The organism is Reyranella sp. (genome assembly GCF_965228225.1).
Taxonomy (GTDB): domain Bacteria; phylum Pseudomonadota; class Alphaproteobacteria; order Reyranellales; family Reyranellaceae; genus Reyranella.
This window is the reverse complement of sequence record NZ_OZ245801.1, coordinates 4,746,546-4,763,623: the sequence shown is the minus strand read 5'-3', so window position 1 is coordinate 4,763,623 and position 17,078 is coordinate 4,746,546. Positions and strand designations below refer to the sequence as shown.

Below are 17,078 nucleotides of genomic sequence, written 5' to 3'. Positions count from 1 at the left end.
TCTCCTGAAGGTCCCGTCATCTTGGACGGGCCGCCCGGCCGGACAACGAAAATCTCATGACATTGCCGTGAGATCGGCGGCCCGGGCGATGGCGCGGACGGAGAGCCGGCCCTGCCGGCCGCGGATCTCGACCTCGTGACGGGGCGCCTCGCCGAGATCGATGCCGGCGCGGTCGAGCAGCTCCTGCGACACGACGAGGTCGACGGCGAATTCCTTGGTCATCGATTCGAGCCGGCTCGCCGTGTTCACGGTGTCGCCGATCGCGGTGATCTGGGCGGCGCGCGCGTAGCCCATCTCGCCGACGATCGCCGGGCCGGCATGGAGGCCGATGCCGATGCGCAGCGGTGCGTCGAGATCGCCGGACATCGCTTCGTTGAGGTCGGCGAGCGCCAGCGCCATGCGGCGTGCCGCGTCCAGCGCCTGCCGGCAGGCGACCTGGGGTTCCTGGTTGAGGCCGAAGATCGCCATCACGCCATCGCCGATGAACTTGTCGAGACGCCCGCCCGCGGCTTCGACCGCCTGTCCGGTGGCGCGGAAGTAACGATTGAGCAGGAACACGACGTCGTAGGGAAGCTTGCCTTCCGAGATCGTGGTGAAGCCGCGGATGTCGGCGAACAGCACGGCGATGTAGCGCTCGCCGCCATGGGCCTGGGGCTGCCGTCGATAGGCCTCGACCGGGCCGGCAGAGGCGGGCAGCAGCAGCGCGACCCGGTAGTGCCCGGGCGGCGGTCGCAGCTGACAGGCGAGGCGGACGTTGGCCGGGGCGCCGATGCGCGCCAGCACCTTCGCTTCCTCGGGCGATGCCGGCGGCAACCGGTGGCGGTCGTCGCCGCTGATGCGGACGCGACAGGTCGAGCAGCGGCCGCGGCCGCCGCAGACCGAGGCATGGGGAATGCCGGCCACGCGGCTCATCTCCAGGATCGAGAGGCCGGCCGGCTGACTCACGCTGCGGCGTTCGCCGTAGTCGAGGCGTACAACGCCCGCCCGCCGTTCCCAGAGATCGCGCAACGGCCGGGCGGCGATCGCGACGGCCAACAGGGCGAGCGCCGTGTATTCGAGGCCCGCGGCGATCGAGTACAGGTGGTCGATCTCGCCGGGCGATGGAATATGCGCGCGCTCGAACAGGCCTTCGAGGAAGCCGGGACGTTGCGCCAGTTCGGCCACGTCCCGCAGCGCGACCGCAGCGCCCGCAAGGCTGGCGGCGGGAATCAGAAGCGCCACGGCGTAGAGGAGCGGCAGCCAGTCGCGATACCAGGGCTTGAGGCGCAGCGCGAAGTGCAGGCCGATGCAGCCATGGATCCAGACGACGAGCGGCAGCGAGAACTGGCGCAAGATGCCCGTCCAGCTGCCGGCGACGAGCGTGCCCAGCACCCAGGGGTAACCCGACTCGACACCGTAGAGTGTCTCCGCGAGGCGCGTGCCCGCGACATGGATCACGCCCAGCGGGATGGTCGCTCCGCCCAGGATCCATTGCGCCCATTCCCAGCGCGACAGTTTCAGGGCGCGCCGCTGGTACAGCGACCACACTGCAAGGAGGAAGTGAGCCAGCAGCGAGCCGTAGAGCAGGACCTGGCCGGCGGGATTGCTCCAGACGAACGTGAACCAGTGGCGTCCTTCTTCGAGGACGCGCAGCGAGATCAGGCCGAGGGCATGATTGAGGAGATGGGTGACGACGTAGAAGAAAAGGACGTAGCCCGACCAGAGGCGAAGCCGTCCGGTCATGGCGTCATTTCAGCAGCGGCAGGACCGCCTCCGGCGGGCGGCCGATCGCGGCGCGCGCGCCCGTCACGACGATGGGACGTTGCAGCAGCACCGGGTGGGCGGCGATCGCGTCCACGATCTGGGCCTTGGTGAGGTCCGCCTTCTTGAGCTTCAATGCCTTGAACTCAGCCTCGCCGTCGCGAATCAGCTCGCGCGGATCGCCGCCGACCAGCGCCACGAGCTTCTCGACCTCGGCCTTGCTGGGCGGCGCCTTGAGATACTCGCGGACAACCGGCTCGACGCCGTTGCTCTTCAGCAGCTCGAGAGTCTGTCGCGACTTGCTGCAGCGCGGATTGTGCCAGATCGTGACGGTCATGGGTTCCTCGTTGGCCGAACCATGGCGAGCGGTTCAGGTTTCGTCCAGAGAGTCAGGGTCGTTCGTTTCGATGACCTTGCGGGCGAGTTCGTAGGCGAAGCCGGCGCGAGCCATCGAGGCGAGGTCGCGTGGCTTGTTGGCCTCGCGGTCCTTCATGCGATAGGGGCCGAGCCGGCGGCGCCGGGCGAAGGCCAGCGCGGCCTGCAGCTCGCGTTCGGCCGGGGCGGTCCCGAGCTCGTCGTCGAGCGCGGCCAGCGCCTTGTCGACATCCTCGCGGCCCACGCCCGCGACCTGCAGGCGTTGGCGGGTCAGTCGCCCCGACAGGCCGCGGCGGTGCAGCGCGCGGGCCTTGGTCTGGGCGAAGGCCCGGTCGTCGAGCAGACCGGCCGACACGAACTTCTGGACGACGGCCTCGATGGCCTCGTCGACATTGTCCATCACCGGCGCCTCGAGAAGCCGGGCCTTGGAGACCCGCCGCCGCAGGACGCGACGGAGCCCCTCGGCCGAACTGGCGTACCGCTCGAGATAGAATACGGCGGCGTTCTGAAGATACTTCGCCGTGATCGGGGAGGCGGTGCGCTTCACGGGATCAGGCCCGCAGGGGAATTCCCACCATCGCCTGCAGCTCGTCGATGGCCACGTCCGGATCGACGACCTTGATGGTGCGCATGCCCAGTGCCCGGGCTGGCTTGAGGTTGATGCCGAGGTCGTCGAGGTAGATGCAGCGGTCGGGCGGCACGCCCAGAAGATCGCAGGCGTGCTGGTAGATGCGCGGATCGGGTTTGCGCAGGCCGACTTTGCTCGATTCGACGACATGCTCGAAAAGAGACAGAATCTCCGCCACGGCGCGGGCCTTCTCCGGGCTGCGCGCCATGCCGGGCCCTTCGCCCGCCTTCATGTTGTTGGTGATGCAGGCGACCCGGAACGTGGCCTTGCAGCGCCGCAGCGCCTCCACCATCTGCGGCCGAATGTCGCCGCTCAGTGCCTGCAGAATCTTCCAGCCCTCGACGCGGTGGCCCTGGAGACGCGCTTCCTCCTCGAACAGGTCGACGAAGCCCTGCAGCGAAACCTCGCTTCGTTCCATTTTGGCCCAGGCATTGGCATTGGGATTGCGCGCATTCAGGCTGCGCAGGAAATCTTTGGGAAGACCGGCCTCCGCCTCGTACCGGTTGAAGGCATCGAAGGGGCTGGAAAGGATCACGCCGCCGAAGTCCCAGAGGACGGCGAGCGGGGTTTTTGCATGGCTCGTATTCATGGTGGTGCGACCGTCTTTACCTTGTTGCTGCCTCAGTCGGCCCTTATCTCACGCCCTCCATAGGCGACCGGTCGGACGTTGACCATCCAAGCCTGAACTCCGGATTAGGAATTTGCACATGAGCGAAGCAGCGGTAATGCCGCGCGGCAACGCAGTGGCGGTAGTGGCAGCAGGAACAGACTCGAAGGGGACGGCCCGTCCCGATGGTCGCAATCGTCGCGCCGCCGAGACCCGTCGCAAGATCATCGAAGCCGCCAAGGTCATGATCTCCGAGACCAGCACGGCCCCGACCGTTGTAGCGGTCGCCCGCCGGGCCGACGTGTCGGTCCGCTCGGTTTTCCAGCATTTCGGCGACGTCGAGTCACTTTTCGTCACTGTGATGGACGCGATCGGCCAGGACATCGTCGTCCCGCAGCAGCAGGCGACGGATTCTCGTCCGCTGGCGGAGCGGGTCGCTTCGGTGGTCCAGGGCTTCGCGGAAGTGTTCGACAAGATCGTGCCGCTGCGCGTTGCGGCCGGCCAGTTCGTCGACCATCCGGCCCTGCTCGAGCGCGGTGAGGCCTTCAAGCTTGAGTTGCGTAAGGCGACTTTGGAGGCTTTCGCGCCGGAATTCGCCAATCTGGACGAGCAGGCCCGCGAGGAGCTGGCGGACGCGATCGGTGCGGCGATCTCCCTGGACGCCTGGATCGTGCTGCGCCGCCGGGACAAGCTGAGCTTCGACCGGGCTGCGGCCGTATGGCGGATGACGCTGACCGCACTCCTGGGGCATCGCTTCGCCTCGGTTGCGGCGGAATAGCCCCCTCGTGCTGGTCGCCAATTGACTTGGCGTTTGGGATCAGAGAGTTAAGAGCCCCATTCAATTGACGAACGCTCGGTAAATGGCGACCAGCCAGCTTCATGAAGACTTCTCGCGCGAAGAGCACGTCAAGGCGGGCTCGGATCGCGGTTTCGGGTTCGTTTTCGCGGGCTTCTTCGGAATCCTGAGTGCGATCAACCTGTGGCACCACGGCTTCGAGGACGGCGCCGCCTGGAAATGGATGCTGCCGCTCGCGGCGGCCTTCCTGCTCGTGGCGCTCGTCTATCCCAAGCTCCTCGGTCCGCTCAACCGGCTGTGGCTGAAGTTCGGGTTGCTCCTCTACAAGGTCATGAACCCGCTGGTCCTGGGCTTGCTGTTTTTCGTCACGATCATGCCGATCGGCCTGGTGATGCGGGCGTTCGGCAAGGATTTCCTGCGGCTGAAGCTCGACCGTAATGCCAAGAGCTACTGGATCGACCGCAGCCCGCCCGGGCCGCCGCCGCAATCGATGAAAAACCAGTTCTGATTCCGAAAGGACCGATCCATGGGCTCCATTATCGTCGAACTCTGGGCCTTCATGCGCGAGCGCAAGAAGTTCTGGTTGCTGCCGATCATGATCATGATGGTGATCTTCGGCGGCCTGATCGTGCTCACCAAGGGCTCGGCCATCGCGCCGTTCATCTACACGCTCTTCTAAAAAGGTAGGGACCTTCCATGCGGGTGCTCGGCATCTCGGCCTTCTATCACGACAGCGCGGCCGCGCTGATCGAGGACGGCCATCTGGTGAGCGCCGCACAGGAAGAGCGCTTCACCCGCAAGAAGCACGATGCGGGATTCCCGCAGAATGCGGTCCAGTTCTGCCTGGACCGTGCCGGCATCAAGCTTCAGGACGTCGACTACGTCGCCTTCTACGACAAGCCGTTCCTGAAGTTCGAGCGCCTGCTCGAGACCTACCTCGCGTACGCGCCGCGCGGCTTCAATTCCTTCCGCATGGCCATGCCGCTGTGGCTGAAGGAGAAGCTCTTCCAGAAGACGCTGCTGCGCGACGAGATGAAGAAGTGGGAGCCGGACTTCGACTGGCAGAAGCGGCTGCTGTTCGGCGAGCATCACCAGAGCCACGCCGCATCGGCCTTCTTCCCGTCCCCCTACGAAGAGGCCGCCGTGCTCTGCATGGACGGCGTCGGCGAATGGGCGACGACGTCGCTCGCCATGGGAAGCGGCAACAAGCTCGAGATGCTGCGCGAGATCCACTTCCCGCACTCGATCGGTCTGCTCTACTCGGCCTTCACTTATTACACGGGCTTCAAGGTCAACTCGGGCGAGTACAAGGTCATGGGCCTCGCGCCCTACGGCGAGCCCAAGTTCAAGAACCTGATCCTCGACAAGATCGTCGACCTCAAGGAAGACGGCACCTTCCGTCTGGACCAGACCTACTTCGACTATTGCACCGGCCTGCGCATGACGAACGACAAGTTCGGCGCGCTGTTCGGCGGCGCGCGTCGCAACCCCGAAGAGACGCTGACGCAGCATCACATGGATCTCGCGGCGTCGATCCAGGCCGTCACCGAGGAGATCGTGATCCGCCTCGGCCGTTCGGTGAAGAAGGAAACCGGCGTCAAGAACATCTGCCTCGCGGGCGGCGTCGCGCTGAACTGCGTTGCCAACGGCAAGCTGCTGCGCGAGAACATCTTCGACGGCATCTGGGTGCAGCCGGCGGCCGGCGATGCCGGCGGCGCGGTCGGTGCGGCCTATGCCGCCTATCACGGCTTCCTCGGCCAGCCGCGCAAGCTGAACGGCCATATGGACGGCATGGCCGGCTCCTATCTCGGCCCGGACTTCAGCGATGACGAGATCGCCGAGCGCCTCACCGCCGTCGGCGCCAAATTCTCGCGCCTGACGCGGGACGAGATGATCGACCAGACGGCTCAGGCGCTGGCCGACGACAAGGCGGTCGGCTGGATGCAGGGTCGCATGGAGTTCGGGCCGCGCTCGCTGGGCGCCCGCTCGATCCTGGGCGACGCGCGCTCGCCCTCGATGCAGAAGACGCTGAACCTCAAGGTCAAGTACCGCGAGTCGTTCCGCCCCTTTGCGCCCGCGGTGCTGCGCGAGGACGTCGACAAGTATTTCGAGTTCCACACCGACAGCCCCTACATGCTGATGGTCGCGCCGGTCGTCGAGGCGCGCCGCCGCAAGATGACGGAAGAGGAAGACAAGCTGTTCGGCATCGAGAAGCTGAACGTGCCGCGCTCCGACATTCCCGCCGTCACGCATGTCGACTATTCGGGCCGCATCCAGACGGTGCACGAGGAGACGAACAAGCCGTTCTACGACCTGATCTCGTCCTTCAAGGCGAAGACGGGCAGCTCGGTGGTGGTGAATACCTCGTTCAACGTGCGCGGCGAGCCGATCGTCTGCACGCCGGAGGATGCGTGGCGCTGCTTCATGGGCAGCGAGATCGAAGTGCTGGTGGTCGGCAACTGCTTCCTGCGCAAGGAAGACCAGGATCCGGCCCTCAAGCTCGACTACAAGAACGCTTTCGAGCTCGACTAGCCCGATGGGCGCTCCCGCGATGCGCGCCCCCTTCATGCGAGCCGTCGTCTGCGATCGCCTCGGCGATCCCTCCGTTCTCCATATCGAGGAACGTCCGCTTCCCGAAGTGGGGCCGGGCGAGATCGTCGTCAGGGTTGGAGCCGCCTCCGTCAATTTCCCGGACGTGCTGACCGTGGCCGGCGGCTACCAGCACAAGCCCGAACTGCCCTTCGTGCCTGGCATGGAAGGCGCGGGCACGATCCATGCGCTCGGCGATGGCGTCATCAGCTGGAAGGTTGGCGATCGCGTGATCTTCGGCGTGCGTCCCGGGGCGTTCGCCGAATACGTGAAGCTGAAGGCCAGCGGCAATCTCATGCGACTGCCCGACGGCTGGTCGTTCGCCGAGGGCTCCGGCTTCCGCGTTGCCGCGCAGACGGCCTATCACTCGCTGGTCCATCGCGCAGCGCTGAAGAAGGGCGAGGTTCTGCTGGTCCATGGTGCGTCAGGCGGCGTCGGCTTGGCGGCTGTGCAGCTCGGCAAGTATCTCGGCGCGCGTGTCATTGCGACGGGCAGCGACGATGAACGTCTCGCGATCGTGCGCAGGAACGGCGCCGACGAGGTCGTGAACTACCGGACCGGTGACTTCGTCGCCTCCGTGAAGGAGATGACGAACGGCAAGGGCTGCGACGTGATCTACGATCCGGTGGGTGGCGAGGTACTGGAGAAGTCGATGCGGGCCGCCGCCTATGGCGCGCGGCTGCTGGTGGTGGGCTTCACCTCGGGCGGGCCGAGCAAGCTCATGTCCAACCACATCCTGATCAAGGGCCTGTCGGTTCTGGGCGTGCGCGCCGGCGAGACGATCCTGCGCCTCTCGCCGGAACTAGGCCGCGACTATGTCGAGGAACTGCCGCGGCTCGCGGCGCTGGGCGTGATGCGCCCGCACGTCTCGCATCGCTTCCCGATGGAACGGGTTGCCGACGCCTTCCGCGTCCTGATCGACCGCAAGGTTGTCGGCAAGGTCGCGATCGAGATGAGCTCCGGCTCGTAACGCGTCCATTGGAGCGCGCCACTGGAGTGGCGCCCTCATCAAGACATGAGCGCCACTGGAGTGGCGGCCTCCAATGAGCTACCGCGCGTAGAAGATCGTCACCTTGCGGTCGATCTCGGAGGCATTGTCGCTGCCGAAGCTCATGTTTCCGAAGGCTTCGGGGTCGGCGACGATGGTGATGTCCTTGGCCGGATAACCGTCACGGATCATCTCGGCGGCAACCGCCTGGGCGCGCGCCCGCGCGAGCTTCTGATTGTAGGCCTTGTCGCCCAGCTTGTCGGTGTGGCCGATCAGGCAGATGGCCGACACCTGGCGATCTTTAGCGGTCTTCACCGCCTGGGCGATCATCGGCTTCTCAGCCGGCGGCAGCTGCGAGCTGTTGAGGGCGAAGAGGATGCGAACCGGTTGCGGCTGGTTGCCGCCGCCACCGCGCGGGCAGGTGCCGACCGTCTGCGCGAAGGACGGCGCCGCAGCGAACAGCATACCGGCGGCGATGAGGACACCGATCTTCTTCATTTCAGTTCTTCCTTGAGGGCCATTTCGACGAAGGGGAGGCGATCGTTGCCGAAGAACATCATCTTGTCCACGAAGCAGGTGGGCGCGCCGAACACGCCGCGCGCGACCGCCTCCTCGGTGGTGGCCTTGAGCCGGTCCTTCACGTCCTGGTCCTGGAGTCGGGCGCCGAACTTTTCCGGATCGAGGCCGGCCGCGGACAGCACGGCCACCACTTCCTTCATGTCGTTCAGGTTGCGGCCCTCGACCCACATCGCCTTGAAGACCGCCGGGTGATAGCGCTCGAACGATCCGTCGATCTGCGCCGCCGCGGCGCCGCGCATCAGCGCCAGCGTGTTCACCGGGAAGAACGGATTGCGCTGGAACGGCACGCCGTAGTGGCGTGCCCACAGCGGCATGTCGAAGGCGCTCCAGGCGGATTTCTGCGGCAGCTCGGCCGGCGAATGATTGCCGGTTGCCTTGAACACGCCGCCCAGCAGCATGGGCTTGCGGACCAGGGTGGCGCCGGCGCGCTGCGCGATCGCCTCGACCTGCGTGTCGGCCAGGTAGCTGTAGGGACTGCCATAGTCGAAGTAGAATTCCAGCGTGCGGGCCATGTCTTCCTCCTTGCTTGTCGCAAGCCTGCGCCGCTTCTAGCCTTGCGACAAGAAAGTTTGGGGAGGGACACCATGAGCCGCGTTGCAGACAAGGTCGTGCTGGTGACGGGCGCCGGATCGGGCATCGGACGCGCGTCGGCGAAGCTGCTGGCGGCGGAGGGCGCCACCGTGATCGTGACCGACGTCAACCGCGCCGGTGGACTTGAGACGGTTCAGCAGATTGCCAGTCTGAACTCAGGGGGCAATGCCCGCTTCGAGGAGCAGGACACGTCGCAGGAAGCCGACTGGAAGCGCATCATCGACGACATCCTGGCGCGCGAAGGCCGCTTGAACGGGCTGGTCAACAATGCCGGCATCGCCGGACCGTTTCCCTCTGCCTTCGAGGGCGAGAGCCTCGATCAGTGGCGCCGCATCCTGTCGATCAACGTCGAAGGCGTGTTCCTCGGGTGCAAGTACGGCGTGCCGGCGCTGCGATCCTCGGGCGGCGGCTCGATCGTGAACATGTCGTCTCTGGCGGCTTTCCTTGGCACGCCGGATCTCTCGGCCTATGGCGCCAGCAAGGGCGCCGTCCGGCAGTTCACCAAGACGGTGGCGATGGATTGTGCGCGCAAGGGCTACAAGGTGCGCTGCAACTCGGTCCATCCCGGCATCATCATGACGCCGATGGGCGAGCACATCCTGCCGAGCGAGAAGGCCCGCGAGCGCACGCGCCAGCGCGTGCCGATCGGCCATTTCGGCACGCCGGAGGACATTGCCTACGGTGTGCTCTACCTGATTTCCGATGAGTCCCGCTTCATGACCGGCGCCGAACTGGTGATCGACGGCGGTATGAACGCCATATGAGATCCCTCCCCATTCAGATGGGAAGGTGTCGCGTCTTACGCGACGGAGGGGTCATGACCCCATCGCCCGCATAAGACGCGGGCACTTCCCCTTTGCGGAGTCCGCAAAGGGGAAGAGACTTGCCGACTTATTTGATGTTCACTTGGTGGGTGAACTTGTCGCCGTCGCTGATCGTGATCTGCTGGAAGCCGAGCAGCTTCAGCAGGTCGAAGAAGTTGGCGTCTTCGGCAATCGTGCGCTCCTGGAAGAACGGCGACAGGCGCGACATGGTGGTCATGTTCGCGAGGATCGCGCGCGCGCGGTAGATCGTGCTCATCTCGCCCGGCTGCAGGCCGACGATGATCATCTTGTCGGCCTTCTCGCCCTTCACGAAGACCGAGTAGGGAACGCGATAGGCCGACTGGATCGTGCCCTGCGACACGACCGTGGCGAACTGCACGCGCTGGGCGCGCTCGGCACCGGCGATCGTCTGCATCGGCGAGGTGTAGTTCTCGGTCGCCGTCGGCTTCGGATAGTAGTAGCCGACATAGCGATCCTCGTCGGCCTTCGGGGTCGCCGCGGCGGCCGCAGGCTTGGGCTGCTGTTGCTGCGCGAGCGCTGGCAGGGCGCCGAACGCGACAAGGACGGCCAGGCTGGCTGCGAACCGATTGATCATGAGTGTTTCCCCAAAGTCTGGTGCTGTAGTGGCGACGGGCTAAAACAACGTATAGCCGCCATCGATAACGAAGTCGCGCCCCGTCGTATAGCCGGTCGCGCCGCTCGCCAGATAGACGGCGATCGGGCCGAAATCGGCGCCGGTGCCCCAGCGTCGCTCGGGGATGCGCGGCAGGACGTTGTCCGCGAATTTCGGATTGGCGACGGCATTGGCCGTCATCTCGGTTTCGATCCAGCCCGGCAAGATAGAGTTCACCGTGATCTTGTAGCGGGCCAGTTCGACGGCCAGCGCGCGAACCATCGCCGTGACGCCGCCCTTGCTGGCGCCGTAGTGGCTGGAGCGCGCCGCGCCTTCGATCGCGGCCGTGCTGGCCATCGCGACCAGCGAGCCGCCCTTGCCGCGCTCGACCATGTGCTTTGCCGCTGCACGGAACGTGAAGAAAACGCCGTCGAGGTTGATCTGCAGCACGCGGCGCCATTCGGCATAGTCCATCTCGAGGATGGAGCCTTTGCCGCGTCCCGAGACGCCGGCGTTGGCGACACAGTTGTCGACATGGCCCATGACCTTCACCGCTTCGGCGAAAGCGTCCTGGACCTGCTTCTCGTCGCCGACATCGACGATCTGGGCGTGGACCTTGCCGCCATGCTTCTTGAGCTGCTCGACGGCCGCGTCGTTCTTCTCCTTGCGCGTGCCCCAGATGCAGACACCGGCGCCCGCCTGGGCCATTGCGTCGGCCATGCCGAGGCCGATGCCGCCGTTGCCGCCGGTCACCAGCGCCACCTTGCCCGTCAGATCGAAGCCCTTGTAGGCCATGCGTCTCTCCCAAACGAAAACCGGGCGGGATCAAACCCCGCCCGGTCCGTAGCGTCAATCTGACGAGAGCTCAGTTCAAGCGATCCGTTTCGACCAGCACAATCTCGGCATCCTCGAGTGCCACGATCTCGATCTCGTCCTGGTCGACGACGGCCACGCCGTCTCGGGCATTCGCCGTCACGACCTTGCCGTCGCGGCTGCGGACCTCGATCTTCCCTTTGGCCGGCACGAGGTAGGTCGGCTTGCCGTTCAGCGTCTGGCGGATCGACTGGCCCGCCTTCACCGTGCCAGCCATCAGCGAGCCGTCGGCATAGAGCGGGATCGCCCCGTCGTCGCCGCGGCCCGAGGCCAGCGGCACCAGCCTGCCGTCGCGCGCGTCGGCGGGGAACTGCACGGTCTCCCAACGCGCCGGCACGCCCTGCTTGTTGGGAATGATCCAGATCTGGAACAGCTCGGTCTCGGCCTGCTCCATGTTGTACTCGGCGTGTTGGATGCCGTTACCCGCGCTCATCACCTGGATCTGACCCGCCTCGGTCCGTCCCTCGTTGCCGAGATGGTCCTTGTGCGTGATCGCGCCCTTGATGACGTAGGTCACGATTTCCATGTCGCGGTGAGGATGCGGCGGGAAGCCCGACTGCGGCGCGATGCGGTCGTTGTTCCAGACGCGCAGCGCTCCCCAGTGGACGCGGTCCTGGTTGCGGTAGTCGGCGAAGCTGAAATGGAAGTTCGCCTTGAGCCAGCCGTGGTCCGACTTGCCCAATTTATCGAAGGGTCTGAGCTCGATCATGGTGTTCTCCTTGCTGCTCCCCAAAATGGCGCAACAAGGAGGGGGATCAAGTTTCTGGTTGGTAACGGGGCCGCGCTACGCTCGGCCCTGCACAGGACGAATCGGATCGGTGCCGTCCCAGTCCTGGGCGCGCTTGCGGACGTACTCGAAGAAGCGGCCCTTGTTGCCGCTGATGTCGGAGATCTCGACGACGGTGCCGGCATGGGGATCGGCCGGCGCGCCGGTGTCGAAATAGGCGAAGCGGCCGCGCTCGCCGCCGATCTGGCCTTCGTGGCCGATCTTATAGCCCTGGCCGAGCGCCCGGTCGTACAGCGCCTGGTAGTCGGTCGACCAGAAGGCCACGTGCTGCAGGCCCTCGCGCCCTGAGTCGAGGAACTCCTTGTACATCGACGGCGCGTCGTTGCGTTGCTGGATCAGTTCGATCTGCAGGTCGCCGGAATTGGCCAGCGCGATGCTCAGCTCGACGGCGGAGTCCTGGCCGCGATGGCGGAACCAGTCGGTCTGCACGCGGTCGATGTAGAACCACGGCCCGACCTGCAGCACGTCGATCCAGTGCTTCATCGCCGCCTCGATGTCGCGCACGACATAGCCGTTCTGGCGGACCGGTCCAAACAGGCGGCTCATTCGGCGGCCACTCGTTCGTGTCCGGCCGTCTTGCCGAACACGAATCCGCGGTAGCCGTCGGCCACGATCTCCTTGCAGGTCGTGCGGTAGCCCTCGCCGATATACGGCATGAACACGCGGGGCTTGCCGGGAATGTTGACGCCCAGGTACCAGGAGTTGGCCTTGGGGAATAGGGTGCGGTCCGCGACCTCGGCGACATGTGCGCCCCAGGCGGTCTGCGCCTCGCCGTCGGGCTCGATCGTGGCGAGGTTGTGCTGGCGCATGTGCGTCAGGCACTCGGCGATCCACTCGACGTGATACTCGCAATTGGTGATCACGTTGCCGATGACCGAGGGGCTGCCCGGGCCGGTGATGGTGAACAGGTTGGGGAAGCCCGCCACCGTCAGTCCCAGATAGGTCTGGGGTCCCTCCGACCAGGCGTCCTTGAGCGTGGCGCCGTTCCGGCCGTTTATGTCGACCGCGAGCAGGGCCCCGGTCACCGCGTCGAAGCCGGTGGCGAAGACCAGCGCGTCGAGTTCGAAGTGTCGCGATGCCGTGTCGACAGCGTCGGCCGCGATCTTCTCGATCGGTTCCTCGCGCAGGTTCACCAGCTCGACGTTCGGGCGGTTGTAGGTGTCGAAATAGTCGGTATCGACGCACAGGCGCTTCACGCCGAACGGATAGCCCGAGGGCGACAGGGCCGCGGCGGTCTTCGGATCCTCCACCGTTTCGCGGATCTTCTGGCGCACGAAGTCGGCGCAGACCTCGTTGACGTCGGGGTGGACCAGAATGTTGGGGAAGGCTTTCAGGAAGCCGCCGCTGCCGCCCTCCTGCCAGAGCTGTTCGTAACGCGTCCACTGGACGTCGCGCGGCGGCACTTCCGCGGTGAAGGCCGTCGGCGGCACGCGGCCGAAGTCGGATTGCTCGAGGCTGGCGAGATAGGTTTCCAGCCCCGCGTCGAAGCTCCTGTGGTCGGCGTCGGTCAGCGGACGGTTGCGGGCCGGCACCGAGAAGTTGGGCGTACGCTGGAACACCACGAGTTGCTTCGCGTCCTTCGCGATCATCGGGATTACCTGCACCCCGGAGGACCCGGTGCCGATGATGCCAACCCTCTTGCCGGCGAAGTCGACCGGCTCCTGCGGCCAGCGGGCGGTGTGGTAGATGCTGCCCTTGAAGTCGGCGACGCCGGGAATGTCAGGGGTGTTGGGTACCGACAGGCCGCCGGTCGCCATGATGACGAAGCGGGCGCGCAAGCGGCTGCCGCGATCGGTTTCGACGACCCACTGCTTGCTCGTCTCGTCGAAGGTCGCGCCGGCGACCCTGGTGTCGAACTGGATCAGCTTGCGCAGGTCGAGCCGGTCGGCGGCGAACCGGGCGTAGCTCAGGATCTCCTCCTGGCCGGCATACCGGTTGGTCCAGCGCCATTCGCGGCGCAATTCCGGCGACCAGCTGTAGGAGTAGAACAGGCTCGGCACGTCGCAGCGCGCCCCGGGGTAACGGTTCCAGTACCAGGTGCCGCCGACGTCCGGTGCCGCCTCGATCCCGCGCACCGACATTCCGATCTCGCGCATCTTGTGCAGCGCGTAGAGGCCACCGAAGCCGGCTCCCACCACGATGACATCGCAGGCGACGTCGGTCTCGTTCGTACTCACGCGCTCCGCGATGGAAGCCCCCATGGTCGCCAAACTCCGCAAAATGGAAACGTTTCCAATTTAACCTTGCAAGCAGCGAAGTAGATGTCAAATATGCGCGCTCGTATGGCAGAAATCGTTTCCAGAACGACCATTCGAGACGTGGCCCGGACGGCCGGCGTGTCGGTCGGGTCGGTGTCGCGGGCGCTGAACGGCGGCAAGAACGTCAGCGCCCGGGTGGCGCGCGACGTCGCGGCGGCGGCTGAGAAGCTCGGCTACCAGCCGGATCTCCAGGCCCGCAGCCTGCGCACCCGCACGACCGGGATGGTCGGATGCCTGGTCTCCGATCTCGCCAATCCGCTCTACGCCAGCATCGTGCAGGCGGCGGAGGCGCGGCTGCGCGAGGCCGGGCTGCTGATGATCGTGGGAAATACGGCCAACGATCCGGCGCGCGAGCGGGCGATGGTCGCGGCGTTCCGCAGCCGGCGTCTCGACGGCATGCTGGTCGCGCCCGGCAGCGACGAGAACGACCGCGCCTGGCGCGAACTCGCCACCGGCGGCGCGCCGGTCGTCATTCTCGACCGCGACGTGCCCGGCGAAGACGAGACGCCCTGGCCTGCGGTGCTGGTCGATCATCGCGAAGGCGCGCGAACCGCGACGCGCTATTTGATCGGCCTGGGCCATCGACGCATCGCGCTGCTGACGCCGGGCGCGCGCATGCGGCCGGGCCGCGAGCGCATCGCGGGCTTCAAGGCGGCTTTCGCCGAGGCCGATATCGATCCCGCGGGAGCGCTGGTCTGCCTGCAGGAATCGTCGATGGATTTCGCGCAGGGTGACGCGCTCGAGCTGCTGCGCCGTGACCGGCGCCCCACCGCGATCATCGCGCTCGGCACCCGCATCCTGGCCGGCGCGCTGCGCGCCGCGCGCGATCTCGGACTCTCGGTGCCGCGCGACCTGTCGGTCATTGCCGTCGGCGACACCGATCTCGCCGCCGTGCATTCGCCGGCGATCACGGCGTTGCGCTGGAGCCTGGAGGATGTCGGCCGGGCGGCGGCCGAACTGCTGCTGCAACGGCTGCGAGGGACCTCGGGGGAGGGGCAGTCGCGGGCCCTGCTGCCGGTCGATCTCGTACTGCGCGAATCCTGTGTGCCGCCGACGACGACGTAATCAAGAACCTAAGTGGAGGAAAGAATGAAGATGTTCCGGAGGGCATTCGCCCTGGCCTTGGCCCTGGGCGCGACGGCGCCCGCATTTGCACAAACGACCGATGCCAAGTGGCCGAGCAAGCCGATCCGCCTGATCGTGCCGTTCGCGGCGGGCGGCGGCACCGATCTGGTGGCGCGGGCCCTCGCGGAAAAACTCGGCACCGCCCTCGGGCAGACCGTGATCGTCGACAACAAGCCGGGTGCCTCGGGCGTCATTGCCATGGAAGCGGCCCAGAAGGCGCCGGCGGACGGCTACACGCTGGTCCTCGGATCGGCCAGCACCGTCGTCGTCAATCCCGCGGTCATGCCGGACCTGCCGTACGATCCGGTCAAGGATTTCGAGCATCTGGCCGACATCGGCTCGGCCACGGTCGTGATGATCGCCACCCCGGACTATCCGGTGAAGGACCTGCGCGACGTGATCGCTCTCGCCAAGGCCAAGCCCGGCGAAGTGAACTACGGTACCTGGGGCAACGGCTCCACCGGCCATCTCTGCGCCGAGATCATCCGGGCGGGCACCGGCATCAACATGACCCACGTGCCCTACAAGGGTGCGGCGCCGGTGCTGAACGACGTGGCGGCGGGCCACATCAAGCTCGGTTTCTCCGACGTTCAGTCGGCGGTGCCGATGGTCAAGTCGGGCAAGGTCAAGGTGGTGGTGTCGTGCACGCGCCGTTCGATCAACTTTCCCGACGTGCCGGGCTTCGTCGAGCAGGGCGTCGATTTCGACTTCGTCTGGCGCTACGACCTGATGGCGCCGATCAACACGCCCAAGCCGATCGTTCAGCGCCTGCATGCCGAGCTGATGAAGATCCTGGCGATGCCGGACATCAAGGAGCGTTGGGCCGAGTTCGGCATGACCGCCTCGACCATCAGCCCCGACGATCTCAAGGCGCAGACGGCCAAGGACATCGCGACCCTGCGCAAGATCGCGCAGCAGGCCAACGTCAAGCCATGAGCCCCGTCACGCAGGCCGCCGTCGTCACCGGCGCGGCCAGCGGCCTCGGTCGCGCCATCGCGCATCGCTTCGCGCGCGAAGGCATCCGGGTTGCGCTCTGGGACGTCGATCTTGCCGGCGCGCAGCGCGCCGCCGGTGAGATTGGCGCGGCTGCACAGGCGTTCGCCGTCGACATCACCGATACGGCGGCGGTGAGGGCGGCCTGGTCGGCGACGAAGGCTGCGCTTGGAACGCCGTCGATCCTGGTCAACAGCGCCGGGATCCTCGGCCCCTCGGCCGGCATCGCCTCGTATCCCGAAGAGCAATGGCACCGGGTGCTCGATATCAACCTCAACGGCACGTTCCGCTGCTGCCAGGCCGCCGCGCCCGACATGGTGGCGAGCGGCTACGGCCGCATCGTCAACATCGCCTCGATCGCCGGCAAGGACGGCAATCCGAACGTCGCAGCCTATGTCGCCTCCAAGGCCGCCGTCATCGCGCTCACCAAATCGATGGGCAAGGAACTCGCGACCTCGGGCGTGCTGGTCAACGCGATCACGCCGTCCGCCTGCGAGACGGCGATCTTTGGCGAACTCACCGACGAGCGGCGCGCCAAGCTGCTGGCCAACGTGCCGATGGCCCGCATGGTCCGTCCTGAAGAGGTCGCCGAGTTGGCTTACTGGCTGGCGTCGCCGGCCTGTTGCTTCTCGACGGGCGCGGTCTTCGACATTTCCGGTGGCCGTGCGACGTATTGAGGAAGAGTTTGGTCGTTCGTTCTTGGGCGCTCTCG

General features: G+C 66.2%; 20 protein-coding genes. 9 read left to right on the top strand and 11 right to left on the bottom strand.

Features of this window, described 5'->3' with window-relative positions:
* Nucleotides 1-54 precede the first annotated feature (54 nt).
* From ACO07K_RS23165 to ACO07K_RS23150, 4 genes are read right to left on the bottom strand one after another with little or no spacing between them, the layout of a single operon-like run.
* Nucleotides 55-1,722 carry an adenylate/guanylate cyclase domain-containing protein gene (locus ACO07K_RS23165; RefSeq protein WP_422032051.1) on the bottom strand — a complete coding sequence of 556 codons (1,668 nt, stop codon included), beginning with the start codon at nucleotides 1,720-1,722 and terminating at the stop codon, nucleotides 55-57.
* 4 nt (nucleotides 1,723-1,726) lie between these two features.
* Entirely contained in the window at nucleotides 1,727-2,077 is a 351-nt protein-coding gene (arsC, locus tag ACO07K_RS23160; RefSeq protein ID WP_422032049.1) for an arsenate reductase (glutaredoxin), read from the bottom strand.
* A gap of 33 nt (nucleotides 2,078-2,110) precedes the next feature.
* Nucleotides 2,111-2,662 carry a regulatory protein RecX gene (locus ACO07K_RS23155; protein ID WP_422032047.1) on the bottom strand — a complete coding sequence of 184 codons (552 nt, stop codon included), beginning with the start codon at nucleotides 2,660-2,662 and terminating at the stop codon, nucleotides 2,111-2,113.
* A 4-nt stretch (nucleotides 2,663-2,666) separates the two neighbouring features.
* Nucleotides 2,667-3,332 (bottom strand): HAD-IA family hydrolase, encoded by a 666-nt coding sequence (locus ACO07K_RS23150; RefSeq protein ID WP_422032045.1) that lies wholly within the window; start codon nucleotides 3,330-3,332, stop codon nucleotides 2,667-2,669.
* Nucleotides 3,333-3,450: 118 nt separating this feature from the next.
* On the opposite strand from ACO07K_RS23150, the gene ACO07K_RS23145 reads away from it, so the two are divergent.
* From ACO07K_RS23145 to ACO07K_RS23125, 5 genes are all read left to right on the top strand, one after another.
* Complete coding sequence (locus tag ACO07K_RS23145; RefSeq protein ID WP_422032043.1) at nucleotides 3,451-4,128, top strand: TetR/AcrR family transcriptional regulator; 678 nt, start codon at nucleotides 3,451-3,453, stop codon at nucleotides 4,126-4,128.
* A gap of 82 nt (nucleotides 4,129-4,210) precedes the next feature.
* Nucleotides 4,211-4,654, top strand: coding sequence for an SxtJ family membrane protein (locus ACO07K_RS23140; RefSeq protein WP_422032041.1), 444 nt, complete (start codon nucleotides 4,211-4,213; stop codon nucleotides 4,652-4,654).
* Between the two features lie 18 nt (nucleotides 4,655-4,672).
* A complete protein-coding gene (locus ACO07K_RS23135; RefSeq protein WP_296379768.1) occupies nucleotides 4,673-4,825 on the top strand; it encodes a DUF5989 family protein in 153 nt (50 codons plus the stop codon).
* A gap of 17 nt (nucleotides 4,826-4,842) precedes the next feature.
* Entirely contained in the window at nucleotides 4,843-6,678 is a 1,836-nt protein-coding gene (locus ACO07K_RS23130) for a carbamoyltransferase (protein ID WP_422032039.1), read from the top strand.
* Nucleotides 6,679-6,682: 4 nt separating this feature from the next.
* Nucleotides 6,683-7,705 (top strand): NADPH:quinone oxidoreductase family protein, encoded by a 1,023-nt coding sequence (locus ACO07K_RS23125; protein WP_422032037.1) that lies wholly within the window; start codon nucleotides 6,683-6,685, stop codon nucleotides 7,703-7,705.
* A 78-nt stretch (nucleotides 7,706-7,783) separates the two neighbouring features.
* Here the strand turns inward: ACO07K_RS23125 and ACO07K_RS23120 are convergent, their stop codons facing one another.
* Nucleotides 7,784-8,221 carry an OmpA family protein gene (locus tag ACO07K_RS23120; protein WP_422032035.1) on the bottom strand — a complete coding sequence of 146 codons (438 nt, stop codon included), beginning with the start codon at nucleotides 8,219-8,221 and terminating at the stop codon, nucleotides 7,784-7,786.
* Nucleotides 8,218-8,814: a 2-hydroxychromene-2-carboxylate isomerase gene (locus ACO07K_RS23115; RefSeq protein WP_422032033.1), complete on the bottom strand. Its 597-nt coding sequence runs from the start codon at nucleotides 8,812-8,814 to the stop codon at nucleotides 8,218-8,220. Before ACO07K_RS23115 ends, ACO07K_RS23120 begins: the two co-directional genes overlap by 4 nt.
* Before the next feature lie 72 nt (nucleotides 8,815-8,886).
* Between ACO07K_RS23115 and ACO07K_RS23110 the strand changes: the two genes are divergently transcribed.
* Nucleotides 8,887-9,657, top strand: coding sequence for a glucose 1-dehydrogenase (locus ACO07K_RS23110; protein ID WP_422032031.1), 771 nt, complete (start codon nucleotides 8,887-8,889; stop codon nucleotides 9,655-9,657).
* A gap of 127 nt (nucleotides 9,658-9,784) precedes the next feature.
* On the opposite strand, the gene ACO07K_RS23105 is transcribed toward ACO07K_RS23110, so the two are convergent.
* The 5 genes from ACO07K_RS23105 to ACO07K_RS23085 all read right to left on the bottom strand — a co-directional run bounded on the left by ACO07K_RS23105 (nucleotide 9,785) and on the right by ACO07K_RS23085 (nucleotide 14,167).
* A complete protein-coding gene (locus ACO07K_RS23105; protein ID WP_422032029.1) occupies nucleotides 9,785-10,312 on the bottom strand; it encodes a hypothetical protein in 528 nt (175 codons plus the stop codon).
* 39 nt (nucleotides 10,313-10,351) lie between these two features.
* Nucleotides 10,352-11,125: an SDR family NAD(P)-dependent oxidoreductase gene (locus ACO07K_RS23100; protein ID WP_422032027.1), complete on the bottom strand. Its 774-nt coding sequence runs from the start codon at nucleotides 11,123-11,125 to the stop codon at nucleotides 10,352-10,354.
* Nucleotides 11,126-11,195: 70 nt separating this feature from the next.
* Complete coding sequence (locus ACO07K_RS23095) at nucleotides 11,196-11,912, bottom strand: pirin family protein (RefSeq protein WP_422032025.1); 717 nt, start codon at nucleotides 11,910-11,912, stop codon at nucleotides 11,196-11,198.
* Between the two features lie 75 nt (nucleotides 11,913-11,987).
* Nucleotides 11,988-12,536 carry a VOC family protein gene (locus ACO07K_RS23090; protein ID WP_422032023.1) on the bottom strand — a complete coding sequence of 183 codons (549 nt, stop codon included), beginning with the start codon at nucleotides 12,534-12,536 and terminating at the stop codon, nucleotides 11,988-11,990.
* Complete coding sequence (locus tag ACO07K_RS23085) at nucleotides 12,533-14,167, bottom strand: flavin-containing monooxygenase (RefSeq protein WP_422032021.1); 1,635 nt, start codon at nucleotides 14,165-14,167, stop codon at nucleotides 12,533-12,535. The genes ACO07K_RS23090 and ACO07K_RS23085 overlap by 4 nt, the downstream gene beginning before the upstream one ends.
* 141 nt (nucleotides 14,168-14,308) lie before the next feature.
* On the opposite strand from ACO07K_RS23085, the gene ACO07K_RS23080 reads away from it, so the two are divergent.
* The 3 genes from ACO07K_RS23080 to ACO07K_RS23070 are packed head-to-tail and all read left to right on the top strand — an operon-like array spanning nucleotide 14,309 to nucleotide 17,043.
* Nucleotides 14,309-15,313, top strand: a complete 1,005-nt coding sequence (locus ACO07K_RS23080) for a LacI family DNA-binding transcriptional regulator (protein WP_422032019.1) — start codon at nucleotides 14,309-14,311, stop codon at nucleotides 15,311-15,313.
* 24 nt (nucleotides 15,314-15,337) lie between these two features.
* Nucleotides 15,338-16,309: a Bug family tripartite tricarboxylate transporter substrate binding protein gene (locus tag ACO07K_RS23075; RefSeq protein ID WP_422032017.1), complete on the top strand. Its 972-nt coding sequence runs from the start codon at nucleotides 15,338-15,340 to the stop codon at nucleotides 16,307-16,309.
* Nucleotides 16,306-17,043 (top strand): SDR family NAD(P)-dependent oxidoreductase, encoded by a 738-nt coding sequence (locus tag ACO07K_RS23070; RefSeq protein WP_422032015.1) that lies wholly within the window; start codon nucleotides 16,306-16,308, stop codon nucleotides 17,041-17,043. Before ACO07K_RS23075 ends, ACO07K_RS23070 begins: the two co-directional genes overlap by 4 nt.
* Nucleotides 17,044-17,078: the final 35 nt, after the last annotated feature.